Source organism: Holdemania massiliensis (genome assembly GCF_022440805.1).
In the GTDB taxonomy this organism is placed as follows: domain Bacteria; phylum Bacillota_I; class Bacilli_A; order Erysipelotrichales; family Erysipelotrichaceae; genus Holdemania; species Holdemania massiliensis_A.
This window is the reverse complement of record NZ_JAKNTK010000001.1, coordinates 2,828,741-2,849,831: the sequence shown is the minus strand read 5'-3', so window position 1 is coordinate 2,849,831 and position 21,091 is coordinate 2,828,741. Positions and strand designations below refer to the sequence as shown.

General features: G+C 41.8%; 15 protein-coding genes, 1 pseudogene and 1 riboswitch. Of the genes and pseudogenes, 12 read left to right on the top strand and 4 right to left on the bottom strand.

Features of this window, described 5'->3' with window-relative positions; translation table 11 throughout:
- Positions 1 to 88: 88 nt before the first annotated feature.
- The 3 genes from rlmD (at position 89) to MCG46_RS19645 (ending at position 3,033) form a co-directional block, all read left to right on the top strand.
- Complete coding sequence (rlmD, locus tag MCG46_RS13240; protein ID WP_240280410.1) at positions 89 to 1,420, top strand: 23S rRNA (uracil(1939)-C(5))-methyltransferase RlmD; 1,332 nt, start codon at positions 89 to 91, stop codon at positions 1,418 to 1,420.
- 643 nt (positions 1,421 to 2,063) lie between these two features.
- Positions 2,064 to 2,708: a uridine kinase family protein gene (locus MCG46_RS13235; RefSeq protein ID WP_240280409.1), complete on the top strand. Its 645-nt coding sequence runs from the start codon at positions 2,064 to 2,066 to the stop codon at positions 2,706 to 2,708.
- A 73-nt stretch (positions 2,709 to 2,781) separates the two neighbouring features.
- On the top strand, positions 2,782 to 3,033 hold the full coding sequence (locus MCG46_RS19645) for a PHP domain-containing protein (RefSeq protein WP_430622672.1): 252 nt from the start codon (positions 2,782 to 2,784) through the stop codon (positions 3,031 to 3,033).
- Between the two features lie 502 nt (positions 3,034 to 3,535).
- On the opposite strand, the gene MCG46_RS13230 is transcribed toward MCG46_RS19645, so the two are convergent.
- Positions 3,536 to 3,763 (bottom strand): tyrosine-type recombinase/integrase, encoded by a 228-nt coding sequence (locus tag MCG46_RS13230; RefSeq protein WP_240280408.1) that lies wholly within the window; start codon positions 3,761 to 3,763, stop codon positions 3,536 to 3,538.
- A gap of 402 nt (positions 3,764 to 4,165) precedes the next feature.
- A pseudogene (locus MCG46_RS13225) lies at positions 4,166 to 4,702 on the bottom strand (IS66 family transposase); the annotation flags it as partial.
- Positions 4,703 to 5,003: 301 nt separating this feature from the next.
- Here MCG46_RS13225 and MCG46_RS13220 point away from each other — a divergent pair.
- The 5 genes from MCG46_RS13220 (at position 5,004) to MCG46_RS13200 (ending at position 9,509) form a co-directional block, all read left to right on the top strand.
- Positions 5,004 to 5,516, top strand: coding sequence for a helix-turn-helix domain-containing protein (locus MCG46_RS13220; protein ID WP_240280407.1), 513 nt, complete (start codon positions 5,004 to 5,006; stop codon positions 5,514 to 5,516).
- Positions 5,513 to 6,763: an MvaI/BcnI family restriction endonuclease gene (locus MCG46_RS13215; RefSeq protein WP_240280406.1), complete on the top strand. Its 1,251-nt coding sequence runs from the start codon at positions 5,513 to 5,515 to the stop codon at positions 6,761 to 6,763. The genes MCG46_RS13220 and MCG46_RS13215 overlap by 4 nt, the downstream gene beginning before the upstream one ends.
- A 14-nt stretch (positions 6,764 to 6,777) precedes the next feature.
- A complete protein-coding gene (locus MCG46_RS13210; protein WP_240280405.1) occupies positions 6,778 to 7,020 on the top strand; it encodes a hypothetical protein in 243 nt (80 codons plus the stop codon).
- 173 nt (positions 7,021 to 7,193) lie between these two features.
- Positions 7,194 to 7,436 (top strand): hypothetical protein, encoded by a 243-nt coding sequence (locus MCG46_RS13205; RefSeq protein WP_240280404.1) that lies wholly within the window; start codon positions 7,194 to 7,196, stop codon positions 7,434 to 7,436.
- A 339-nt stretch (positions 7,437 to 7,775) separates the two neighbouring features.
- Positions 7,776 to 9,509, top strand: a complete 1,734-nt coding sequence (locus MCG46_RS13200) for an IS1634 family transposase (protein WP_240280403.1) — start codon at positions 7,776 to 7,778, stop codon at positions 9,507 to 9,509.
- Between the two features lie 157 nt (positions 9,510 to 9,666).
- Here MCG46_RS13200 and MCG46_RS13195 read toward each other — a convergent pair whose 3' ends face one another.
- On the bottom strand, positions 9,667 to 11,010 hold the full coding sequence (locus MCG46_RS13195; protein ID WP_240280402.1) for a DNA cytosine methyltransferase: 1,344 nt from the start codon (positions 11,008 to 11,010) through the stop codon (positions 9,667 to 9,669).
- 480 nt (positions 11,011 to 11,490) lie between these two features.
- A complete protein-coding gene (locus MCG46_RS13190) occupies positions 11,491 to 12,918 on the bottom strand; it encodes a GntR family transcriptional regulator (protein ID WP_240280401.1) in 1,428 nt (475 codons plus the stop codon).
- A 218-nt stretch (positions 12,919 to 13,136) separates the two neighbouring features.
- Here MCG46_RS13190 and MCG46_RS13185 point away from each other — a divergent pair, with 218 nt between their 5' ends.
- The 4 genes from MCG46_RS13185 (at position 13,137) to nagA (ending at position 20,923) form a co-directional block, all read left to right on the top strand.
- On the top strand, positions 13,137 to 15,557 hold the full coding sequence (locus MCG46_RS13185) for a PAS domain-containing hybrid sensor histidine kinase/response regulator (RefSeq protein WP_240280400.1): 2,421 nt from the start codon (positions 13,137 to 13,139) through the stop codon (positions 15,555 to 15,557).
- Positions 15,558 to 15,920: 363 nt separating this feature from the next.
- A riboswitch (SAM riboswitch) is annotated at positions 15,921 to 16,024 on the top strand.
- Positions 16,025 to 16,097: 73 nt separating this feature from the next.
- On the top strand, positions 16,098 to 17,198 hold the full coding sequence (gene metK / locus MCG46_RS13180) for a methionine adenosyltransferase (RefSeq protein ID WP_154237871.1): 1,101 nt from the start codon (positions 16,098 to 16,100) through the stop codon (positions 17,196 to 17,198).
- Positions 17,199 to 17,426: 228 nt separating this feature from the next.
- Positions 17,427 to 19,442, top strand: coding sequence for a YgiQ family radical SAM protein (locus MCG46_RS13175; RefSeq protein ID WP_240280399.1), 2,016 nt, complete (start codon positions 17,427 to 17,429; stop codon positions 19,440 to 19,442).
- A gap of 344 nt (positions 19,443 to 19,786) precedes the next feature.
- Complete coding sequence (gene nagA, locus MCG46_RS13170; RefSeq protein WP_020224163.1) at positions 19,787 to 20,923, top strand: N-acetylglucosamine-6-phosphate deacetylase; 1,137 nt, start codon at positions 19,787 to 19,789, stop codon at positions 20,921 to 20,923.
- The last annotated feature ends 168 nt before the right edge of the window (positions 20,924 to 21,091 follow it).

Genomic DNA, 21,091 nt, shown 5'->3' with positions numbered 1-21,091 from the left:
GCGGAAGCCCTTTTTCGTTATGGCGTATAAATGAAAATAGAAAGAGCTTAGTCCGGGCAGGACTTTGAGTTTGGAAAGGGGAGCGGTTATGGAATTTAAGAAGAATGATGTCCTGACAGCAGAGGCGGTTGATTATACGTTTGACGGATTGGGCGTAGTTCGGCATGAAGGTCTTTGCTTCTTTGTCAAAGATTTGTTAAAAGGAGAAAAGGCGGAAATTGTTGTCACCGCGGTGAAGAAAAACGTGGGTTATGGTCGGGTAATCCGACGTTTATCGGATAGTCCGCAGCGTGTTGAACCGCGTTGTCCGGTTGCCCGACAATGCGGAGGATGTCAGCTGCAGATGATGAATTCTGAGCTGCAGGCGGAATTCAAGCGGCATCGAGTAGCGGATTGTTTCCAGCGAATTGGGCATTTAGATGTTGAGGTCAAGCCAGTGTTGTCGATGGAATTTCCCTGGAAATATCGCAACAAGGTGCAGGTACCGGTAGGGATGAATCGTGAGGGTCAGATGATCAGCGGGTATTATCGCAGTCATTCGCATGATATTGTGGATTTTGACCAATGCTGCCTGCACAGTGATCTGGAAAATGCGATTTTAAGTTCATTGAAGGCCTGGATTGCGGAGATTGGAGATCCGAAACAATTTCGGCATTGGCTGATTAAACATGCGTTCAGGACTGGGCAGGTAATGGTTGTTTTCATCGCCAATACAGCGCAAATAAAAGGAAAGATGGAATTGATTCGGCGGCTGACTGAAAGTTATCCGCAGATACGTAGTATTATTTTAAATGTGAATGAGCGAGAGGATAACGTAATTCTGGGTGACAAAGAAATTGTCTTGTGGGGATCGGCTTCAGTTGAGGAAGAATTGTTGGGGCTGCGGTTCCAGATTTCGGCGAAATCGTTTTATCAGATCAATCCGATTCAGACTGAAGTGTTGTATACGAAGGCAATTGAGCTGGCAGGATTAACCGGAAACGAAACGGTGATTGATGTGTATTGCGGCACGGGGACGATTGGATTAAGTGCAGCGTCCAAGGCAAAACGTGTAATTGGGATTGAAATTGTTCCTTCGGCGGTAGAAGATGCGAGAAACAATGCGATTCGCAATGGAATTACGAATGCCGAGTTTATCTGTGGGGATGCCGGTGCTTGTACGTCGCAGTTGTTGCAGCGGAATATTCAGCCGGAGGTCGCCATTGTTGATCCGCCGCGTAAGGGTTTGGGTCGGCTGACGATTGATTCTTTGGTGAAGATGAATCCTGACCGGATTGTCTATGTTTCCTGTGATCCTGCAACCTTGGCAAGGGATTGTGCTTTACTGAATGATCAGGGATATAGTGTGCAGGTTGTTCAGCCCGTGGATATGTTTCCGCAGACGACGCATATAGAGTGTGTGGTAAAGTTACATAAATAAGATGTCTAAAAGTCCGTTATTTCAAGCACTACCCGAAACATTTTATGTTCATGTTAGAAGGTAAGAATACTAGAAAACGGTGAATAAACAACTATTTTGGAGAATCTATTCCCGTAAACGAAAAATTATCAGAAATCTTTCATCAGTTACACATCAAAGAGAAAGGGGGATGTTGCGTTCCTAAGATCATAGAAATGTATGAAAAAATGCTTTTACATCTAGGGGAAATTCTATTACTGTGACTATACTTTCTGAAAAAGCAAAACGAACAGATAATATAGTTGGGAATAAGAAAGCTAAGTTAACTCTCCAAAGATAATTTATCTTAAAAGGAATAAGAGATAACGCTTATTTAATAATTGCAGAATTATCAAACAATTAAATATTGCCGACACAGTAGTATATAAGGATTTAGCTTTTTTGTAGATTTCTTTAGAAACAAACACAAGAGAAAAGTAAGAGGCAAGATTATTCTGGATTGGCTATGATATCACATAGTGCTGTTTGTTCCATTCTTTGAGTGTCAATTACCTTATTTGTAAGGATCTTGCAGAGATATGTTAAAGTAAAAATTTATGTAGTTTTATCAAGGAAACTTGCAGTTAATTAGGACAACAGGGTCATAGAAAGGAAATCTTCTAACATGACAACATCAAAATTACCTTCACTCAAAATTAAAACTTGGTCAGAACAATCACTGGCCTGTTTGACAGAAGAAATAGTCCAGCGCAGTGCTCTGCCACTGATTCTTATCGACGGTGCTGCCGGTTCTGGAAAAACAACATTAGCTTTAAAGCTTGCGACAGCGTTGCAGGCCAATCTCGTTCATACAGATGATGTCTGTTGGTTTGCGGATCCAATTCATTGGGATGAAGAAATGATTCAGGGGATTATCATGCCTTGGTCTGACGGTGATGAAGTAGCGTACAGACCTACAGGTTGGATAAAAAAAAATCGTGAAGGTTTTATTGCGGTGAATCCAGATCGAGCTCTTATCATTGAAGGTATGGGAGCTTGTAGAAAAAGACTGCGTGATAAAGCTGATTATTCCATTTGGGTGGATACAGAACCTGATCTAGCGCGTTTGCGTGTGGTTCAGCGTGATCTTGCCAAAGGTGAAAATGGCGGAACAATCGAATCTGTTACACAATTTGCTGATTGGTGGAATTCATTGTTAAATCCTTTGTTTTTAGAAGAGGAACCATGGAAATATGTCGATGTCATTATTCTAGGTTCACAATGTGATTTAAAATCAAATCTTCTTAAGATTCATATTCCCCAATTTTAACGGACTTTATATTCTTTTAAATTTGAGGCAGTATATGTAGAAAAAGGTGTAACAAAGTGATATGAAAACGTAAATTAATAAGAAAAGCCAAATTGACCTCCATCTTCAATCCTGTGCTTCGGATGGTGTAAGAACGCCGAAGGTAATAGTTAATATAGCTTTTGCCAATAAAATTAATTTTATAACTTTAACTGATCATGATACGATCCGCAATGTGAAAGAATTCGGCGAAACTGCTCACGAAGCAGGCATAGCTGTACTCTATAGCGTTGAAATCAGTGTTCTCTTTCATTCGCAGTTATTCACATACTTGGATATGGAATAAATCCAGATTTGCCCGTATTGCGAAATTATCAGAATCATTATCAAGAGTCTGAAAATCAACAAGCGCTGAGAACGATTGCAGACTACCGTAAAAAAGGAGCGTATGTCAGCGAGGTAGAGTAAGAACGATACACCTATGACTATCGATGTGGAAGCTGGAAATTGTTTGCTTACCTTCAAGATCATAAAATTATTTTTAACATGCAGGACTACCAGTCAGAATTGGCGAAAGGACATTTTCTTAGACCTGATTTTTTGTCAGTAGACGCTGTGACCGAAATGATTCATCAAGCACAGGGAGCGGCGGCGATTGTTCAAATTTAGATCCTGAATTTCTGAGAAAAATAGCATAAGTTTTTTCGTGTCTTCTTATAACTTCTTGAACCGTCAATATATCCCATTTTATAAGGGGTTGGCGGTTTTTCTTTTTTCACAGATATACCATGCAACTGAGCCTTATCCCGTATATCTTTGCTCTCGACTGTTGTACGTTTCATTGTAAATCAAGCAATCATACTTAACATTTTCACATTTGCTCCATTTTCAGAAGCATGGGCATACAAAACCAGCGAGATTGTGATAATTGCATGTCCCAGAATATATCGCTGATTTTTCGGACCCATCTTCTTCTGAACAAATCTTGTACAGAACGTATGCCTTAATGTATGTGGCGTAATCTTTAACAATGGTATTTCATGGCTCTTGTTGTATTTTCTGACGATAACAAGCATACAATATAGATTTATAACAGCTTTCCTGCATAGGATTTTCAGTCGTTCAGAAATAGGAAGTTTCGATATCTGTCTATCTCGTTTATCTTTGCTTTCTGCTTTCTTTTTAAAATCCTGTGGAATGTCTTTTCTGTTTTATCGCTCTTAGGAACTTTGCGATTTCCGCTTGCTGTCTTAGGCTCGGCTATGTAATATCGTAAGCGTCAAATAGAATTCATCTAGGAAAGAACCGCCCCTATGATATCCTATATCATGAAGACGGTTCTCCTTGTTTATTCTTCAACTCTTATTGAATCAAGCAGATCTTTTGAATAGGGAACAAAGCTTGGTAATTCGGATTGTCCGGGTTATTTTGTATCGTAGAGAGGACATAGTCGAGATATTGGACAATGTTGAGATGATTCAGTTTAGCACTTCTATCAAACTGTTGTAAACCGCACTTATTTCTGCTCCCTGTATCGCATTGCTGAATAGCCAGACCTTCCGTCCCATAATGAAGGACTTTATCAATCGCTCCGCTCGATTATTCGTAAGCTCTGCTTTTCCATTCTGCAAATACTTCCACTGATTCAAGGTGTATCAATGGCCTTTCCCATCTTTGATTTTTTGGTGTATTCCCCTGAATTTCTCAAGGTACTCAAAAGGCTCAGCAAGGATCGGTTTTTGTTCCGCTTGACGCCGTTTTTCGATTTTTTCAGGGCAAAGCCCTTCTTTTTCATACTGTTTTTCATAGATAAACAATCTTTTGAACTGATCAAGCACATGGACAAGATTCCCATAGGAAGGATTCTTGTCACAGTATTCCTGTAATTGTACTTGATTCAGGTGTTTGGCTACTTCGTGATGATGACTTACTTCAATCGCTTCCACAACATAGCGTAGTGCGTGAGTCATACATCCATAGATCGTTGCTTTCTCCAGCTCATAATAGGCTTCATAGCCATCACAATGAGCTCAGCCATAGCCTTCTCCTACCATTTCTCGAGCGAAGGCGTGCTCACGGTTATGATGATAGCGATAAATTACAATCTATTCTTTTTCATTTTCCCATTTTAGTTTTTTCCACAATTTTAACTTTTAATTTTTAGTTGGGAATATGTGTGGTTATTGGAAAAGGCAAAATTGGATATTTTTACATTACTAATACTAAACTGCACAATATGCCTATTATATTGATGGTTAAAAATCAAACATCGAAAGGTGCATTTAAATATAATAGTAAATATCAGGAGGTGATAAAGTGAATTTAGAATTCGACTCAAAAGAAATTTTATTAGTATTTGGTGCCAACGTTAGAAGAGCGCGGGAAATGCAAGAGCTCGGTATTTCTGAACTAGCAACTTCAATAGGCTATGACCGTGGTTGCCTTTCATCATTAGAATATGGTGAGCAAAATGTTGAATATATAACCGCACTTAATCTTGCTCGTAAATTAAATGTATCATTTCCTGTTTTATTTTCAAGAAATTATCTCAATGACTTAGCAAACGATAATACATCTTTTTCTGGTAATTTTATCGAAGATGATTTTCTTCTTGTTTTTATTGAGAATTTTCAAAGAGTTATGAAGAGTAAACAACTTAAACAGATTGAGATATATGGAGCAACTGATGTACAGACTGCAATGATAAGCAGAATAATTAATCGAAAAGCACTTAACCCTACAATTAAAACTTTATACGCAATGGCTTATACAGTAGACGAAGAAATGTACAATCTATTTTCACGAAGTGCAATACAGGAGGAAATATGATTTTTACACCTTATTCAGATGAAGCGAATGTAATTAATATGATACGACGTTTTCGAAACGAAGAATATGCATTAATTCGCATGACATATACAATGATTGACAAAAATAATCTAGATGCTAACGGTATACTTAGGGATTTATTATTTAACTGGGGTCTTGTTGACTATGAACAACTGGATCATGGTGGTAGATTTGGAGTAACTTATAATGCATTATTTATTCAATACGGTAAAACAGATGTTATCAAGTTGAAATTTTATCGTGTGTCTAATGCCCGAGGTGATAAACGTTTTTCTATAGAAACTATAAAGCGAAGGACCAAATATGGTGACATAAACGAAGGCGATCTTCTTTATATCTCTATTTTTCGACAAGCAAATGGTATGCCATTAATATATATAGTTAATCTAACACACAACATTCCAAACGAGAATGATTTACTTAATGCTATTGGTGTGGATGCCATTACTGATTTATTCTATCAAATCAGACCTCGCTTATATGAAATTATTCACGGTGGTTTCTTTGACAACTCTAAAGGTTATGGTCCAATTGCGCCAAAAGATGTGGGAGATACTTTAGAAAATCTTCTTGGAATTAACACAAATAACAGAATAAATGCAGATTATAACGGCTTGATAGAAGTAAAATCCAAGGGAGGTAGCAGAACCTTGGATACGCTTTTCACGTTACGCCCACAATTCGAAGGTACAAGAGTGGCGGAATATGAGCCAACAGACAGAAACAGAGTTTCTGCATTCACTAGAATATATGGCTATGACTCAGATGCACATTCAGGATATAGCAGTCTTTACATAACCATAGGTTCTATAGAAGCACCTCAGAACAATCAAGGATTTTATCTTCATGTAAATGATGAGGAACGAAGAGTCAATATTATATGGCGTAATCCAAACACAGGCAAACAAGAGATAGCCGCGTATTGGTCCTTTAATGATCTTCGCCAACAGTTATATATTAAGCATCCATCAACATTATGGTTCAAAGCAGAAAGTAGAGAAATTAATGGTATGGTTCAATTCAAATATCATGAAGTTGAATTTTCCAGAGCTCCACAGTTTACGACGTTCCTATCATTAATAAAGTCAGGCGAAGTAACTTATGATTGGCGTGGTTATACAACAAAGGAAGGTAGATATACCGGAAAAAATCACGGTAACGCATGGCGTATTAAACCATATGCCAAGTTGGATTTATTCGGTGAAATCGAAGTTGTAGAATTTTAGAAAGGAGTTATAACATGCCTCAAAATATAATTGAATATCTAAGAGACTGTGCTATAAATAAACTATTCAGCATAGCCGGTTTTAGTAATGCATTCCCTATTTGGAAAACACAAATTATTGTATTAACTCCATCTGGCTCCGAACATGAATATTTAAATTTAGGAGATAGTCTTAAGAATATTTTCTTTTCAACAAATACCTCTACGTCCAAAAGACAAAGTGATGTATCCGATGGGGTGCAAATAGGGAAGGACTAGTATGTTGGTATTTAAACTTCTGTAATATTGGCAGAAGAACTGCCATAAAACATCATAAAGAATTAATTCAACTCTTATATCTGGTGCAATTACTGTAAAATACGGTACTTTCTCCAACAAATACAGAATTAGATTTAATTGCTATCTCATTTTCAGATAAACCAGAATACTCAATGGATAAAGACTGCATTACAATAAATGATATCTACGGCAATTTTGTGCCTACATACAAAGCAAGAAGTATAAAGTACAATTTGCTTCCCGTTCTCGATGCTTATGTAGCTCGTGATTTCTATGAAATTGAAAAACAAATCATTCAATGTAAAACTAATTGGAATGATAATGCCCAAGTTCCTATGTTTTGGGATGCAGTTTATGCAGCTGATAGATTTCGCAACGGTATCACAGTTGGATAAAATGGTTACTCTAGAAGTGTAAATATGTTTACGTATTCTTTCATAACAGTTCCTACTGTTAAGTTGGAGAAAAACAGATTTAAACCTTTCGGGCGGAAACTATTGGGGATTACCATCACAGATCGGAATTGCAGATTCAATTAAAGAAATGCTAGTTAGAAATCTTTATAGCGGACACTCATCAAACCATCTTACCACGATGCATTCAATGTTGTCCGCTTTATCAACAACTCTATAGTCGGGAGTTTTACACTTGATAAAATCTAGTTACTAAGCTAGCCCTTATAACCAAGGGCTTTTATTTCGCATTCTGTAGTATAATACTTCTAGGTGATGTTTATGCGTGTGACTACTTCAAAATCTAAAAACTCTGAATCTTTCTACATCAATTTTGCTTATGTCGATAAAAACGGCAAAAGCACTTCCAGAAACTTTAAGAAGCTGGGCACTCTCGCTGAACTTTCTGAAAAACTCGGCACTGACCGGGACGGCGTTATGGCGTGGGCAAAAGAACAAGCCAGAATCGCTACAGAAGAATACAAAAAAGAAAATGAGGTTCTGGCTGTCCCTTTCTCTCCAAATAAATTTATAGAAAAGGACGCTCAACGTTCTTTTAATTGCGGTTACCTGTTTCTTCAATCGCTGCTAACCCAGCTTCATTTTGATACAATTTTTAGAAATATAGATAACCGTCATAAAACGGATTACAGTTTAGAAGCGATCACCTCTGACCTTATCTATGTCCGTTTCTTGAAACCTTCCAGCAAACGGAGCTCCTTTTCCTTTGCCAAAACATTACTGGAGCAGCCCAAATATGAACTTCATCAAGTTTACAGAACCTTGTCTATCCTGGCTGATGAATCCGAATCTATTCAGGCTGAATTATATCGCAACAGTAATCATATCCATAAAAGAAACACAAAGATACTTTATTATGACTGCACAAATTATTACTTTGAAATAGAACAAGAGGATGATTTCAGAAAATATGGTAAAAGCAAAGAGAACCGTCCTAATCCTATTGTCGGCATGGGATTATTTATGGATGCGGACGGATATCCCCTGACATTTGATCTGTATCCCGGCAATCAGAACGAACAGAGATCGCTGAAACCACTTGAGCAGAAGGTGATCCGTGACTTTGAATGTTCTGAATTTGTCTACTGTTCCGACAGCGGTCTGGCCTCTCAAGATAATAAATTATTCAACGATATGGGTGGAAGGTCTTATGTCATTACCCAGTCTCTCAAGAAACTGAAAAAAGAAGATCGTGAAATGGCCTTAAATCCCCAGCAGTACAGAAAGATCGGAAGCAAGAAATTCATCGATCTGCGTGAATTAGACGAAACAGATCCGGAAGTCTTTGAATCGATCTATTACAAAGAAATTCCGGTTGAATCAAAGAAAGTGTCAGAAACGATGATTGTCACTTACTCCCCTAAATACAGAGCCTATCAGTCTAAAATCAGACAAGGACAGATTGATCGGGCAAAAAGAATGATTTCAGAAAACGGAAAGTTAAAAAAGAACAGAAAGAACCCGAATGATCCGGTGCGTTTTATAAGAAAAACAGCAGTAACAGAAAATGGTGAAGTGGCAGATCATGAATTCTGTGAAATCAATCAGGAAGCCCTAGATAAAGAAGCCATGTATGATGGATTCTACGCTGTAACGACTGATATAGAGGGAGAGATAGCCGAAATCATAGCCATTAATCAACGAAGATGGCAGATAGAAGAATGCTTTCGGATCATGAAAACTGACTTTGATGCAAGACCCATCTATGTCCAGAAAGAAAAGTGTATAAAAGCACACTTTCTGGTCTGTTTCATATCGTTACTGCTCTATCGACTAATCGATACAAAACTTGAAAACAAATATACAGCAGAAACGATCATAGATACCATGAAAAATATGCAAGTATGTCTGCTTCCCGAATATGGTTATATCCCTACCTATAATCGTACTGATTTAACCGATGAGCTTCACAATGTATTCGGTTTTCATACAGATACACAGATTATAAAAAAAGCAAAAATGAGAAGTATAATTCGCCAAACAAAACAAAGATAAAAAAATACGATATATCGATGCAAGCAAAAAATGACAATATATCGCTTGGTTGAGCGGTTTATTGTCATTTTTTTATTATCCAAGCGTAAAAGACGGGATCTTACCACGATGCATTCAATGTTGTCCGCTTTATCAACAACTCTATAGTTATTTTAATTTATAAAACTCTCATAATTTCATCGGCTACGGCTTTAGCCAATAAAGGGGGAACAGCATTACCTACTTGCGTACACTGGGGTATTTCTGTTCTTCTTTTTAGTCCACCTGTCGTTCTCTTACCTAAGAATTCAAAAGAATCATCAAATGATTGGCATCTTGCCATTTCTCTAACGCTGAGTGTTCTTGCTTCCCAAGGATTAATATAATCATCGGGGATAGTAACTACTGTAGCTGATGGTTCTGCAGCATTCCATCTATGTCTAATATTTTTCTTTGTCAAGAGAATATCTATTGCGTCATCTGAAGCTCCTTCATCTCTAAATAACGCGACCACATCATCTGACTGCATATTCAAATTCTTGCAACAAAGCTGAATCAATGCATTCAATCCTGTTATGTCAACCCCTTGTTCTTTAATCCTCTTTCTCAACATAGAACCCGTTTCCCCTTGATTGAATAATGAAAATCTTTCCAAAACAACATCTGTTGCTTTAGGAAGTTCAAGATTTTTAAGTTGTTTTCTATCACATGGTATGGGCTGCCCGGTAATAAACGAAGGCGTTCTTCCTGCTCTGCTTTCCTTTTGATAGGCAGAAAGCCTATGATTAATCCTGTTTCTTAAATTAGTATCAATCACTAAATCACCAATAGCATCTTTCAGTGTTAGCTGGTGTTCAGTATCTACTGTAGGTTCTGGATATGATGGTGCTTGAAGGTCATTTCTATATCCTATGAATATTACGCGATTTCTCTTCTGTGGGACACCATAATCTGCTGCATTAAGTATCTTTGGTTCAAGTGTTAAATAACCAATTTTTCCAAGTTCCTTTCTTAAAATCGCAGGGGTTGTAGTTCCATCTGCATAAATCTCACCATCAGGAAACTCTTCTGTTGGCATACCTTTATACCCCAAAAACTGCATATCCATAAAGCCTTCTACATTCTCAAGTACAATATACTTCGGTCTTACTTCGTTAATAACTCTAACATACTCTTTAAATAATAGATTTCTTGGATCGGTCTTATCACGTCTGCCTGCACGTGAAAATCCTTGACAACTTGGTCCCCCTATCATCAAATCAATTTCCGGAACCTCTCGATTTTGAAAAATTTCAAGCTCACTTATTTTCTGGTTAATGAAATCCCCACGCAAATTTCTAATATCAGCTCTTTCAAACCAAGTATTCTGACCTTGTATTAAACCTAGTTGCTCATGTCGATGCTTATATGTGACTTCTACCATGTCACTTATATCTGAGCTAAATAGTATATGAAATCCCGCTTGAATCAGCCCTTCTGAGCAACCACCGGCTCCGCAAAATAAATCTATAGCGTATGGCATTATGTAACCTCCTTAATGATTTCGTAGTAATATTAGCATACTCCCTCAAAAATGTCCAGGGAATTTTATTAGATATCATAACACAGCATAATTAGAAAATTCAGGAATTTATATATTTTAATATTATTTCTACCTTTAGCGCAAATCTTATAATTACACTTATTCTAGCATTAACCACTAGATTATATTGATGTTGCAGTTCTCAATCACGCACTATTGATATTCAAACAATTATTCAATACTAAAAAGCTTGATTGTCAAGTTTTTCTCAATAACTTAAATACTCTGGCATTTTTGTAAAACAAGCTAGTCTGCCGATGAAGTTATAGATGATCATTAACCTAATAAGAAACAGATGGTTTTTGCGTGAAGCTCACTAAACCCTCTGTTTTTTTGTTGATCATCAGGGAGTAAACAAGGATATCCTGACTTGAGTCCAAATGATGAAATTGAGATTTTAATTCACATTCTTCCAATGTTCTATAAGAAATCAGAAGGCGCAGAAACTCCTATTTTCTGCAGCTGCAATTGGGCTGTTTTGAAGTCTTGGATCAGACTGTTTTCTAAAAGCTGGGCAAATAGACTGGAATCGAAATGCTGCAAAGCCTCAGTGAGGGCTCTTGCCTGCATTTGTGCCTCCGTGCTTTCATTTCTCCTGGGAATGCGCAGCGGGTAACCCCAAAGAAACTGCTGAAAGAGCTGAGCGTAAAGCGTGCGAATCGCGGGGGAGTGAGCCTCTTCTGCCAGAATGCCGATAACCCCATAAATCCCCAAACCATAACGCTGCTGCGCATATAAGCGCTCAAGCAACTCAAGCAGCTGGTTTCGCTGCGTTTCCGTCATGGCCAGCAGTGTTTGTTCCACAACCGCGCGGCAGGAACAGGCGCATACATGCAGACTTTCAATAAAGTCGATTAATCGCCGACGATAGACGGGCTGAGAAAAATCACAATGGTCAGCAATCTGTTCAAAAGGCAGCACTTGTGTTCCTTTTCCATTAATGGATTTGACAACCCCAATATCATTTAATAAATCTAAAGCCCGCCGCACGGTGCTGACTGACAATTGATTTTCAGCAGCCAATGCCGCAAGGGAAGGTAAAAATTCACCGCTTTTGCGCTGTCCGCGATTAATCTGCTTGATCAAAGTCACCGCAAATGAATAACGCTTTTGATCACTCTTATAATAGAGTTCCCAGGCAAACTGGATTTCCAGAACCGTAGAGTCGGGGCGGATTGATTCATGATAATACTTTCGCAGGGCATTGAGCAGCCAAAGATGAGAGCTTTCGATTAAATTTTGTACAGTCTGCCATTGACCGCTTAAGCTGGCCTCGAGAAGCATGATCTGCTGCGCCTGTTGTTCCTCCAGCATTTTTCGATCCTGAAAAACACTGAAAAAAGGAATGTGAACAAGAATGAATATGCGCCAAATCAATCTTGTCAGCAGTTGGTTTTCTGACTGCCGATACAGACTGAGAAAGAATTTCAGCGAACGATAGGTCGGAGGAATCTGGGAATCTATCTGGATCGTTTTGAGCTGATTCAGTGTTTGAGGCGAAGCTTTTTTCAAACTCAGCAGTTCCATCTTGCCGAACAAAGCCGGCATGGAGGCGGCAAGATCTAGCAGCATAGTTCGTCGACTTTCAAAATATTCCTGAATGTTCTGCTGGATCTGATTCTCAGTGCAGCCGGCGGACAAATGCGCCCCTGCTTTTTTGGATAAGGTAATAACCTGTTCCACTTTCAGCCTGCCATAAGCGGCCCGAACAGTTTCCGGAGCGACGCAGAGATAATCGCTCATCTGCTTGATATAAGGAAGCGGATCATGCTGACGATAGACACCCAATTTGATCTGCGTGATCAGCAGGGTATAGATCAAATTCTGCATATCGTTTTTTTCCTGCATGATCTTTACCTCCCCGTCGTATTTGTTTGATCAATTTTAGCATTTTTTACTGGATGCTTCCAGTTTTGAACCGCTTTTTACGCGATGAGAGTTAATCTTTTTTTCATTTTATGATATGCTATAATAAATTTACATGTGAACAAGGATTGTCTGTCTGAAATTGTATTCAGAAATGAAAATCCCAATTCAATAAATCTGAGTCCGAGGAGGCAATCAGGATGAAAACAACAGTGCTGCAGCAGGAAGAACAAGGTCAAACACAGAAGTCCAAAGAGACGCCTGTGACCGCTCCTCGTGATGAACATCAGGATGTAATCGCCAATTTTGAATGGCTGATGTCCGAATATACCGGAAATATATACATCAGTGACATGGAAACCTACGAGCTTTTATTTGTGAACAAGCATGCCTGCGAAACGCTGCAGGGAAAAGCTGAGGAATTCGTCGGCAGGAAATGTTATGAAGTGATTCAGGGACGGAATACTCCTTGTCCTTTCTGTACCAACTCGCTGCTGAAACGTGATGAGGTTTATGAATGGGAATTTGATAATCCCAATCTGAAAAAAACGTTTATGATCAAAAATAAGATCATTGACTGGCAAGGCCGTCAGGCTCGGATTGAACTATCGCATGATATGGTCAGTACGGAATACAAGCTGGCCAAAAAGGATCGGGAACGCGATGCGATTATCCGGACTATTCCTGGTGGGTTTGCGCGTGTTGATGCACGGGATATGTCCACGATATTATGGTATGGCGGCGGATTTCTGGATTTGATCGGCTATACAAAAGAACAGTTTGAGGATGAGCTTCACAGTCAATGTACCTATGTTCATCCAGATGATCTTGCCCGGGCGGTCAAAGTGATGCAGAACGCCCAATCCAGCAGTAAGGATACCGTGACTGAATGCCGGGTTGTGACCTTCCAAGGGGAAATCAAAATCTTGACTATGACCTTCAGTTATGTCAGCGGAAAAGACAGCTGGGATGGGATTCCTTCCTTTTACAGTGTCGGCATCGATGTGACGCGGGATAGGATTGAACAGTCGCGGCAGCGCAAAGCTCTGGAAGAGGCATACGAAACGTCAAAGCTTGCCAGCGAAGCCAAATCTAATTTTTTGTCCTCGATGTCGCATGATATCCGAACGCCGATGAATGCAATTATCGGCATGGCTACGATTGCGCAGGCCAATCTTGCCTATCCTGAAAAGATTGATAACTGTCTTACGAAAATTCAGCTGTCCAGCCGGCATCTGCTCAACCTGATCAACGAAGTGCTGGACATGTCGAAGATTGAAAGCGGGAAAATTGATCTGACGATGGAAAATGTTGACTTGTCGGAATTGGTTCAGAATGTCTATGAAATGAGTAAGCCTTTAGCTGCGGAAAAGAATCAAGAGTTTAAGATTTTTGTCGATCATGTCAGTCACGAAAAGGTCATAACGGATGGGGATCGGTTGCATCAGATCTTGATGAACTTGCTTTCCAATGCGATTAAATATACGCCGGAAGGCGGCCATATCCAATTCCAAATTCGTGAAACAAGGGCGTATAAGCAGGCCAAAGGCTACTATGAATTCATCTTTACTGATGATGGAATAGGCATCAGCGAGCAATTTCTGCCGCGCTTGTTTGAGCCGTTTTCCCGTGAACAAGATTCACGGATTAATAAAATTCAGGGAACAGGACTGGGTTTGGCGATCACGGACAATATTGTGCGGATGATGAATGGAACCATCGAAGTCCACAGTCAGCTGAATCAGGGCAGTCAGTTTATCGTTACCATTCCGCTTGAGGTCGTGCAGGAGGAAGAAGAAAAGGCTGAGGAGTTGATTGGCTGTTCCGTCTTAGTGGCGGATGATGATGAGATCGTGTGTGAAAATGCTGTACTGCTGTTAGGCGAATTGGGTATCATCGGCAAATCTGCCTCCAGCGGCTATGAGGCTGTTCAAAAAATTCAGGCAGCGCATGAAAGCGGGCAGGATTTCTTCGCTGTGATCCTGGACTGGAAGATGCCGGGGATGGATGGCTTGGAAACCATCCGCATCATTCGCAATCAGCTCTGGGACAAAATACCGATCATTGTCATCTCCGCTTACGATCTCAGCGAAATTGAGGATGATATGATTAAGGCCGGAGCGGATGCCTTTATTTCCAAACCTCTGTTTAAATCGAAGATTCTGCATGTTCTGGAGCTTTTCTGCACCGCGAAGATACCGACGCCAGCGGAAACCGGACTTGAGCTAAAAGCCCCGGATCTGTGCGGCCGGCGAATTTTGTTGGCGGAAGATAATGAACTGAATCGTGAAATTGCGGTGGAGTTGTTGTCCATGCATGGCTTATTGGTGGACACCGCAGAAAATGGCGCGGAAGCTGTGCACTGTTTTGAAGCTTCGGCGCCGGGGTATTACACGGCAGTTTTAATGGATATCCAAATGCCGGTTATGGATGGCTATCAAGCAACAGCTGCGATCCGGCGTCTGCCGCGTCAGGATGCAAAAACTCTGCCGATCATTGCGCTGTCAGCCAATGTCTTTGTGACTGATGTCAAGTCTGCTCAGGCGGCAGGCATGAATGATCACATTGCCAAACCAATTGATATCGATGGCTTGATCGCTATCCTGCGTCAGTATATCTGAAATGCTTTGGCCGCACTGCTCGCATACGCATGTTCAGTACGCCAAAAGACAAAGCGCGAGAAAAAATAAGGAAGCAATCAGTGAGTCAGGGAAATTAAAAACCATAAGCTGAATGAAAGATCTTCCCATGGATGTTAAGAAAAGAAGGCTAGTTGTCTTTTGCAGTCTGAGGTCCTGGCTGTTTTCCTTTGTAAAAAGTACAGACATCACGCTTTGCCCGTATCATTTTCGCGTGAAGCTTGTGGAGGCGGGGAAGTCTGGATCGAATGATAAGCATTGCAATGTGGGAAAAACATGGAAATTCCGGATTTTGTAGAGAAATCCTTGCATTTTATGATCAGGTATGGTTTACTATTCCTGGTCTTTTTATCAAGAATGAGGGAGAGAGTCAGCTCGATGAACTCATACCAACCTGCCTTGGGCAAGGTGGTAATGCTGGCAGCGATAAGAAAGCAGGACGATGAACAATGAAGCCTTCTTTCGGGAGGCTTTTCTTATGTGTCATATCTGCCTTGATAAAAAAGACAAGGAGGATAATTTATGAAGAAATTTTTTACCAGTGAATCAGTCACCAGCGGACACCCGGACAAAATCTGTGATGCCATTTCCGATGCGATTTTAGATGAGGCACTCCGTCAAGATCCGGCCAGCAAGATGGCAGTCGAAACAACCATTAAAGACAACCTGATTTTTATCTATGGCGAAGCCAATACCAAGGCCGACCTGCCATTTGAAAAAATCGCGAAGAACAAAATCCGTGAGATCGGCTATACAGAAGAATTTGAAGTGGTCACCAAAGTTTCCAAGCAGTCGGCAGAAATCTATGAGGCTGTGATGCACGATGAAGCTGAAATGGGGGCCGGGGATCAGGGGATCATGTTCGGCTATGCCTGCAATGAAACAGAAAACTACATGCCGATGCCGATCGCTTTGGCGCATCGTCTGGCGGAACGGTTAGAACAAGTCCGCAAGCAGGAAGCTCATTCCATTTTAAAACCGGATGGCAAAACACAGGTCACCGTGGAGTATGTAGACAATAAACCGGTTCGTTTGGATACCATCGTCGTTTCGACGCAGCATACTGCCGAGGCATCACAGGAAGAAATCCGTGCTAAGATTATCAATGAAGTGATCCATCCCGTCATCGATGCCCGCTTGATCGACAAGGATACGAAAATTCTCGTGAATCCAAGCGGATCCTTCGTTGTCGGCGGACCGTTTGGTGACAGCGGAACTACGGGCCGGAAGATCGTTGTCGATACTTATGGCGGAATGGGCCGGATCGGCGGAGGCTGCTTCAGCTCAAAGGATCCAAGCAAGGTTGACCGCAGCGCTGCGTACTACTGCCGTTTTGTCGCCAAAAACATTGTTGCCGCAGGATTGGCAGATCGGGCTGAAATTGAAGTATCCTATGCGATCGGCAAGAGCGAACCAATTTCCATTTATGTGGAAACCTTCGGGACCGGCAAGGTCAGCGATGAGGAAATTCTGGAAATTATCCGCACGAATTTCGATTTCCGGGTTTCCAGCATTATCCGTCAGTTGGATCTGAAAAAACCGATTTACAGCCGTTATTCCGCTTACGGTCACTTTGGCCGCAGCGACTGTGCCTGGGAAAAGATCATTGAGTTAAAGCGCTGACCAGCGCTTTTTCTTGTGTCAAAGGCAGACAAAAAATAAAAATTCAAGTACAATAAAGACAGCTGCTGCAGAAACTCAAAACCGGAGGATTCAACGAATTCCGCGGTTTTGTCTGACCCAGACCTTCATACAAGGAAAGGAAGCAGGGGACAGAAGCAAGCAATGCTCAAAAAGCTGGAGAGAAGCGGGCAGAAGACATCCGCGAATGAGCGGCCAAGGAGGAAGACGATGACGGATTTTTTACCTGTAACACGTAAAGAAATGGAACAGCGCGGCTGGACGCAGCCTGATTTTGTATATGTCAGCGGTGATGCCTATGTAGATCATCCTTCCTTCGGTCCGGCGATTATTACCCGCATGCTGGAAGCCTATGGCTACAAGGTCTGCATGATTGCGCAGCCGGACTGGACCCGAAATGAACCGTTTATGGAATTTGGTGAACCGCGGCTGGGATTTCTGGTGTCCTCCGGCAATATCGATTCCATGGTCAATCATTACTCTGTTTCCAAGCGCCGACGGGATAAGGATAATTACACGGACAATGGGGAAATGGGCAAGCGTCCGGATCGGGCCACAATTGTCTATGCTCAGAAAATCAAACAGCTTTACCCGCATACGCCGGTCATTCTGGGCGGGATTGAAGCTTCACTGCGGCGTTTGGCCCATTACGATTATTGGGATGACAAGGTTCGCCGATCGATCCTGCTGGATTCCGGAGCCGACCTTTTGTTGTACGGCATGGGTGAAAATTCAATTATTGAGCTGGCTGAGGCGCTGGACGGCGGACTGGCCATTCAGGATATTATCTGGATTAAGGGATCTGTCTATAAATGCAAATCCATCGATCATTTGTTTGAATACAAAAGGCTGCCGTCCTTTGAGGAAGTGGCTCAGGATAAACGGAAATATGCTGAAAGTTTCCGCCTTCAGCATCTCAACATTGATGCGATCAAGGCTTCAATTCTGGTGGAACCGTATTCCGGCTGGTATGTCGTTGCGAATACCCCAGCTCTCCCTTTGACTCAGGAACAGATGGATTTTACTTATTCTCTTCCGTATCAACGCACCTTTCATCCAATGTATCATCACATTCCGGCGATTGATGAAGTCCGCTTTTCGATCATTTCCAACCGCGGCTGTTTCGGCAGCTGCGCCTTCTGTGCGCTGACCAATCATCAGGGTCGGGTAATCTCGTCGCGAAGCAAACAATCGATTGTAGAAGAAGCAATCAAAATTACGCAGGATCCGGATTTCAAAGGCTATATTCATGACGTCGGCGGTCCGACTGCGAATTTTTATCACCCTTCCTGCAAAGATCAGCTGCGCCGGGGAACCTGTCCCACAAAGGAATGCCTGCATCCCAAGCCATGCCGAAACCTGGAGGTAACGCATCAGGATTATCTGAGCATTCTGCGGGAACTGCGGGTGCTGCCGGGCGTAAAAAAAGTATTTGTCCGTTCCGGAGTCCGCTACGATTATTTGATGTATGATAAAGATGACACTTTTTTTAGGGAATTGGTGCAGTATCACATTTCCGGACAGCTGAAAGTCGCACCGGAACATGTCAGCGATAAGGTCTTGGATACGATGGGGAAATGTAATCATGCCTTATATGAGAAATTCCGGGAAAAATATCTGGCACTCAATCAGGAATATGGAAAAAATCAGTTCCTGGTCCCTTATCTGATGAGTTCGCATCCCGGCTGTGATTTGGATGATGCGATCGAACTGGCCTGTTATCTGAAGTCGATCAATCATGTTCCTGAACAGGTACAGGATTTCTATCCCACGCCGGCTACGATCTCGACGACGATGTATTGGACGGGTCTGGATCCGATGACGATGAAACCGGTCTATGTTGCCCGCGATCCTCATGAAAAGCAGCTGCAGCGGGCCTTAATGCAGTTCAATGCGCCGCGCAATTACAAGCTTGTGCAGGAGGCGCTGACTCGAGCCGGCCGAACGGATTTGATCGGTTATGGCCGCCATTGTCTGATTCCGCCTGTGCCATGGGGAAAAAATGAAAAAAGCCGATCCTATGCGCAGGGTAACGGATCAACTAGGAAAAATCAGAAGCCAAGAAAAAATCAAACCGAGGGCCGAAAGGCAGAAGCGGATCCGACAAAGAAAAAAACCGCGGCCGGCAGGGCGGAGAAAAAACAGAATCCGCGTGATCAACGGTCCATTTCAGATGGATCGTCATCCCCTTCAACCTCTCGTTTTAAGCCGAAACGCAGGGGCTGATCTGTACGCTTAGAAAAAATAAAGGTGGAGTTAAAAAACGCTGTCAATGAAACACTGTGAATTGCGGCGTTTTTTTACTTGATGCAGCCTCGTGTTCGTTCAAAATATGAAGCTTAAGGCTAATCGTCAAAAAGCGGCTTACTGAGACGGAGATGTCTTTTATGCCCATTTTATCCCCATTTCGATCTTGATTGGCAAGGTTCGTTGAGTCTGCCTTCAATGATGAAATTATTATCACAAAATATTAATCAATCTATGAATAAAAAAGCCATCTTTGAAGGGTGGAATTGTTGAATTCAATTTTCAAAGGGGATATAATAAGAACATCAAGGGAGGACTAAAAGATGATTATTCAAAGTAAGCAAGTTTGGGTTTCCAGTACGTTCATTGAAGCGCAGCTGGAGATCGAAGACGCGAAGATCACAGGAATTTACCCATACGGAACCAAGCCGGTCGATAAGGATTACGGCGAAGATCGAATCCTGCCGGGCATGATTGATATCCATTGCCACGGCGGTTTGGGTTTTGATACCAACGATGCCAATCATGAAGGACTGCGCAACTGGGCTAAAGGACTGACCCAGGAAGGCATTACCGGCTTTCTGCCGACAACGGTAACGCAGAGTGAAGAAGTTCTGACGAAAGCTTTGATCAATGTGACGGAAGTCGTTGACGAAGGCTATGAAGGTGCGGAGATCCTCGGTATTCATTTTGAAGGTCCGTATTTAAACGCAAAAAATAAAGGCGCGCAGCCGGAACAGTTTATCGTGACTCCGGATGTAGAACAGTTCAAGAAATATCAGGAAGCCGCGAAGGGCATGATTAAAGTTATGACGCTGGCGACGGAAATGGATCCGGACTGGGCTTTGACCCGCTACGCTTCCAGCCATGGCGTCTGTGTTTCCATCGGTCACTCCGGTGCGACCTATGAAGATGCGCTGATGGGCATTGCCAACGGTGCCAATTCGATGACGCATGTCTTCAATGGCATGAACGGTCTGCATCACCGGACCCCGAATCTGGTCGGCGCTGCCATGCGCTGCCGCGATACGTACGGTGAAATTATCTGTGACGGCAACCATGTCAACTGGGCAGCGGTGAATGCTTATGTTACAGCCAAAGGCCGCGATTATGCGGTCATGATTGACGATGCACTGTGTGCGAAAGGCTGCGAACCAGGCTATTATGAACTGGGCGGCAATCAGATTGATATCCGTGAAAACGGCTCCGCTTATCTGCATGGCACCGACACGCTGGCCGGCGGCACTTTGAAGTTCAACCGCGGTCTGCAGAATCTGGTAGAAAAGGCATTGCTGCCATTTGACTGGGCAGTCAATATGGTTTCCCTGAATCCGGCTCGGCTGTTGAAGATGGATGACCGCAAGGGTAAGATCATGGCTGGCTATGATGCCGATCTGGTTGTTCTGAATCGGGATTACGATGTCGTTCAGACATACTGCCTCGGAAAAGAAATGCTGTAAAAACCTGAACTTTTCAGGTTTTTCTTTGTAGTTGGATGTTTAAGGCAAGAGAAAAAGCGATCCTCTCTGTAAAAAAGACCAAGCATGAACAGCTTTTCCGGCGTAGTATAAGATTAAACGCTGTTTTCGCAAGGAACTAGTGAAAGAGCCCGCAGGCTGATCGCGGAA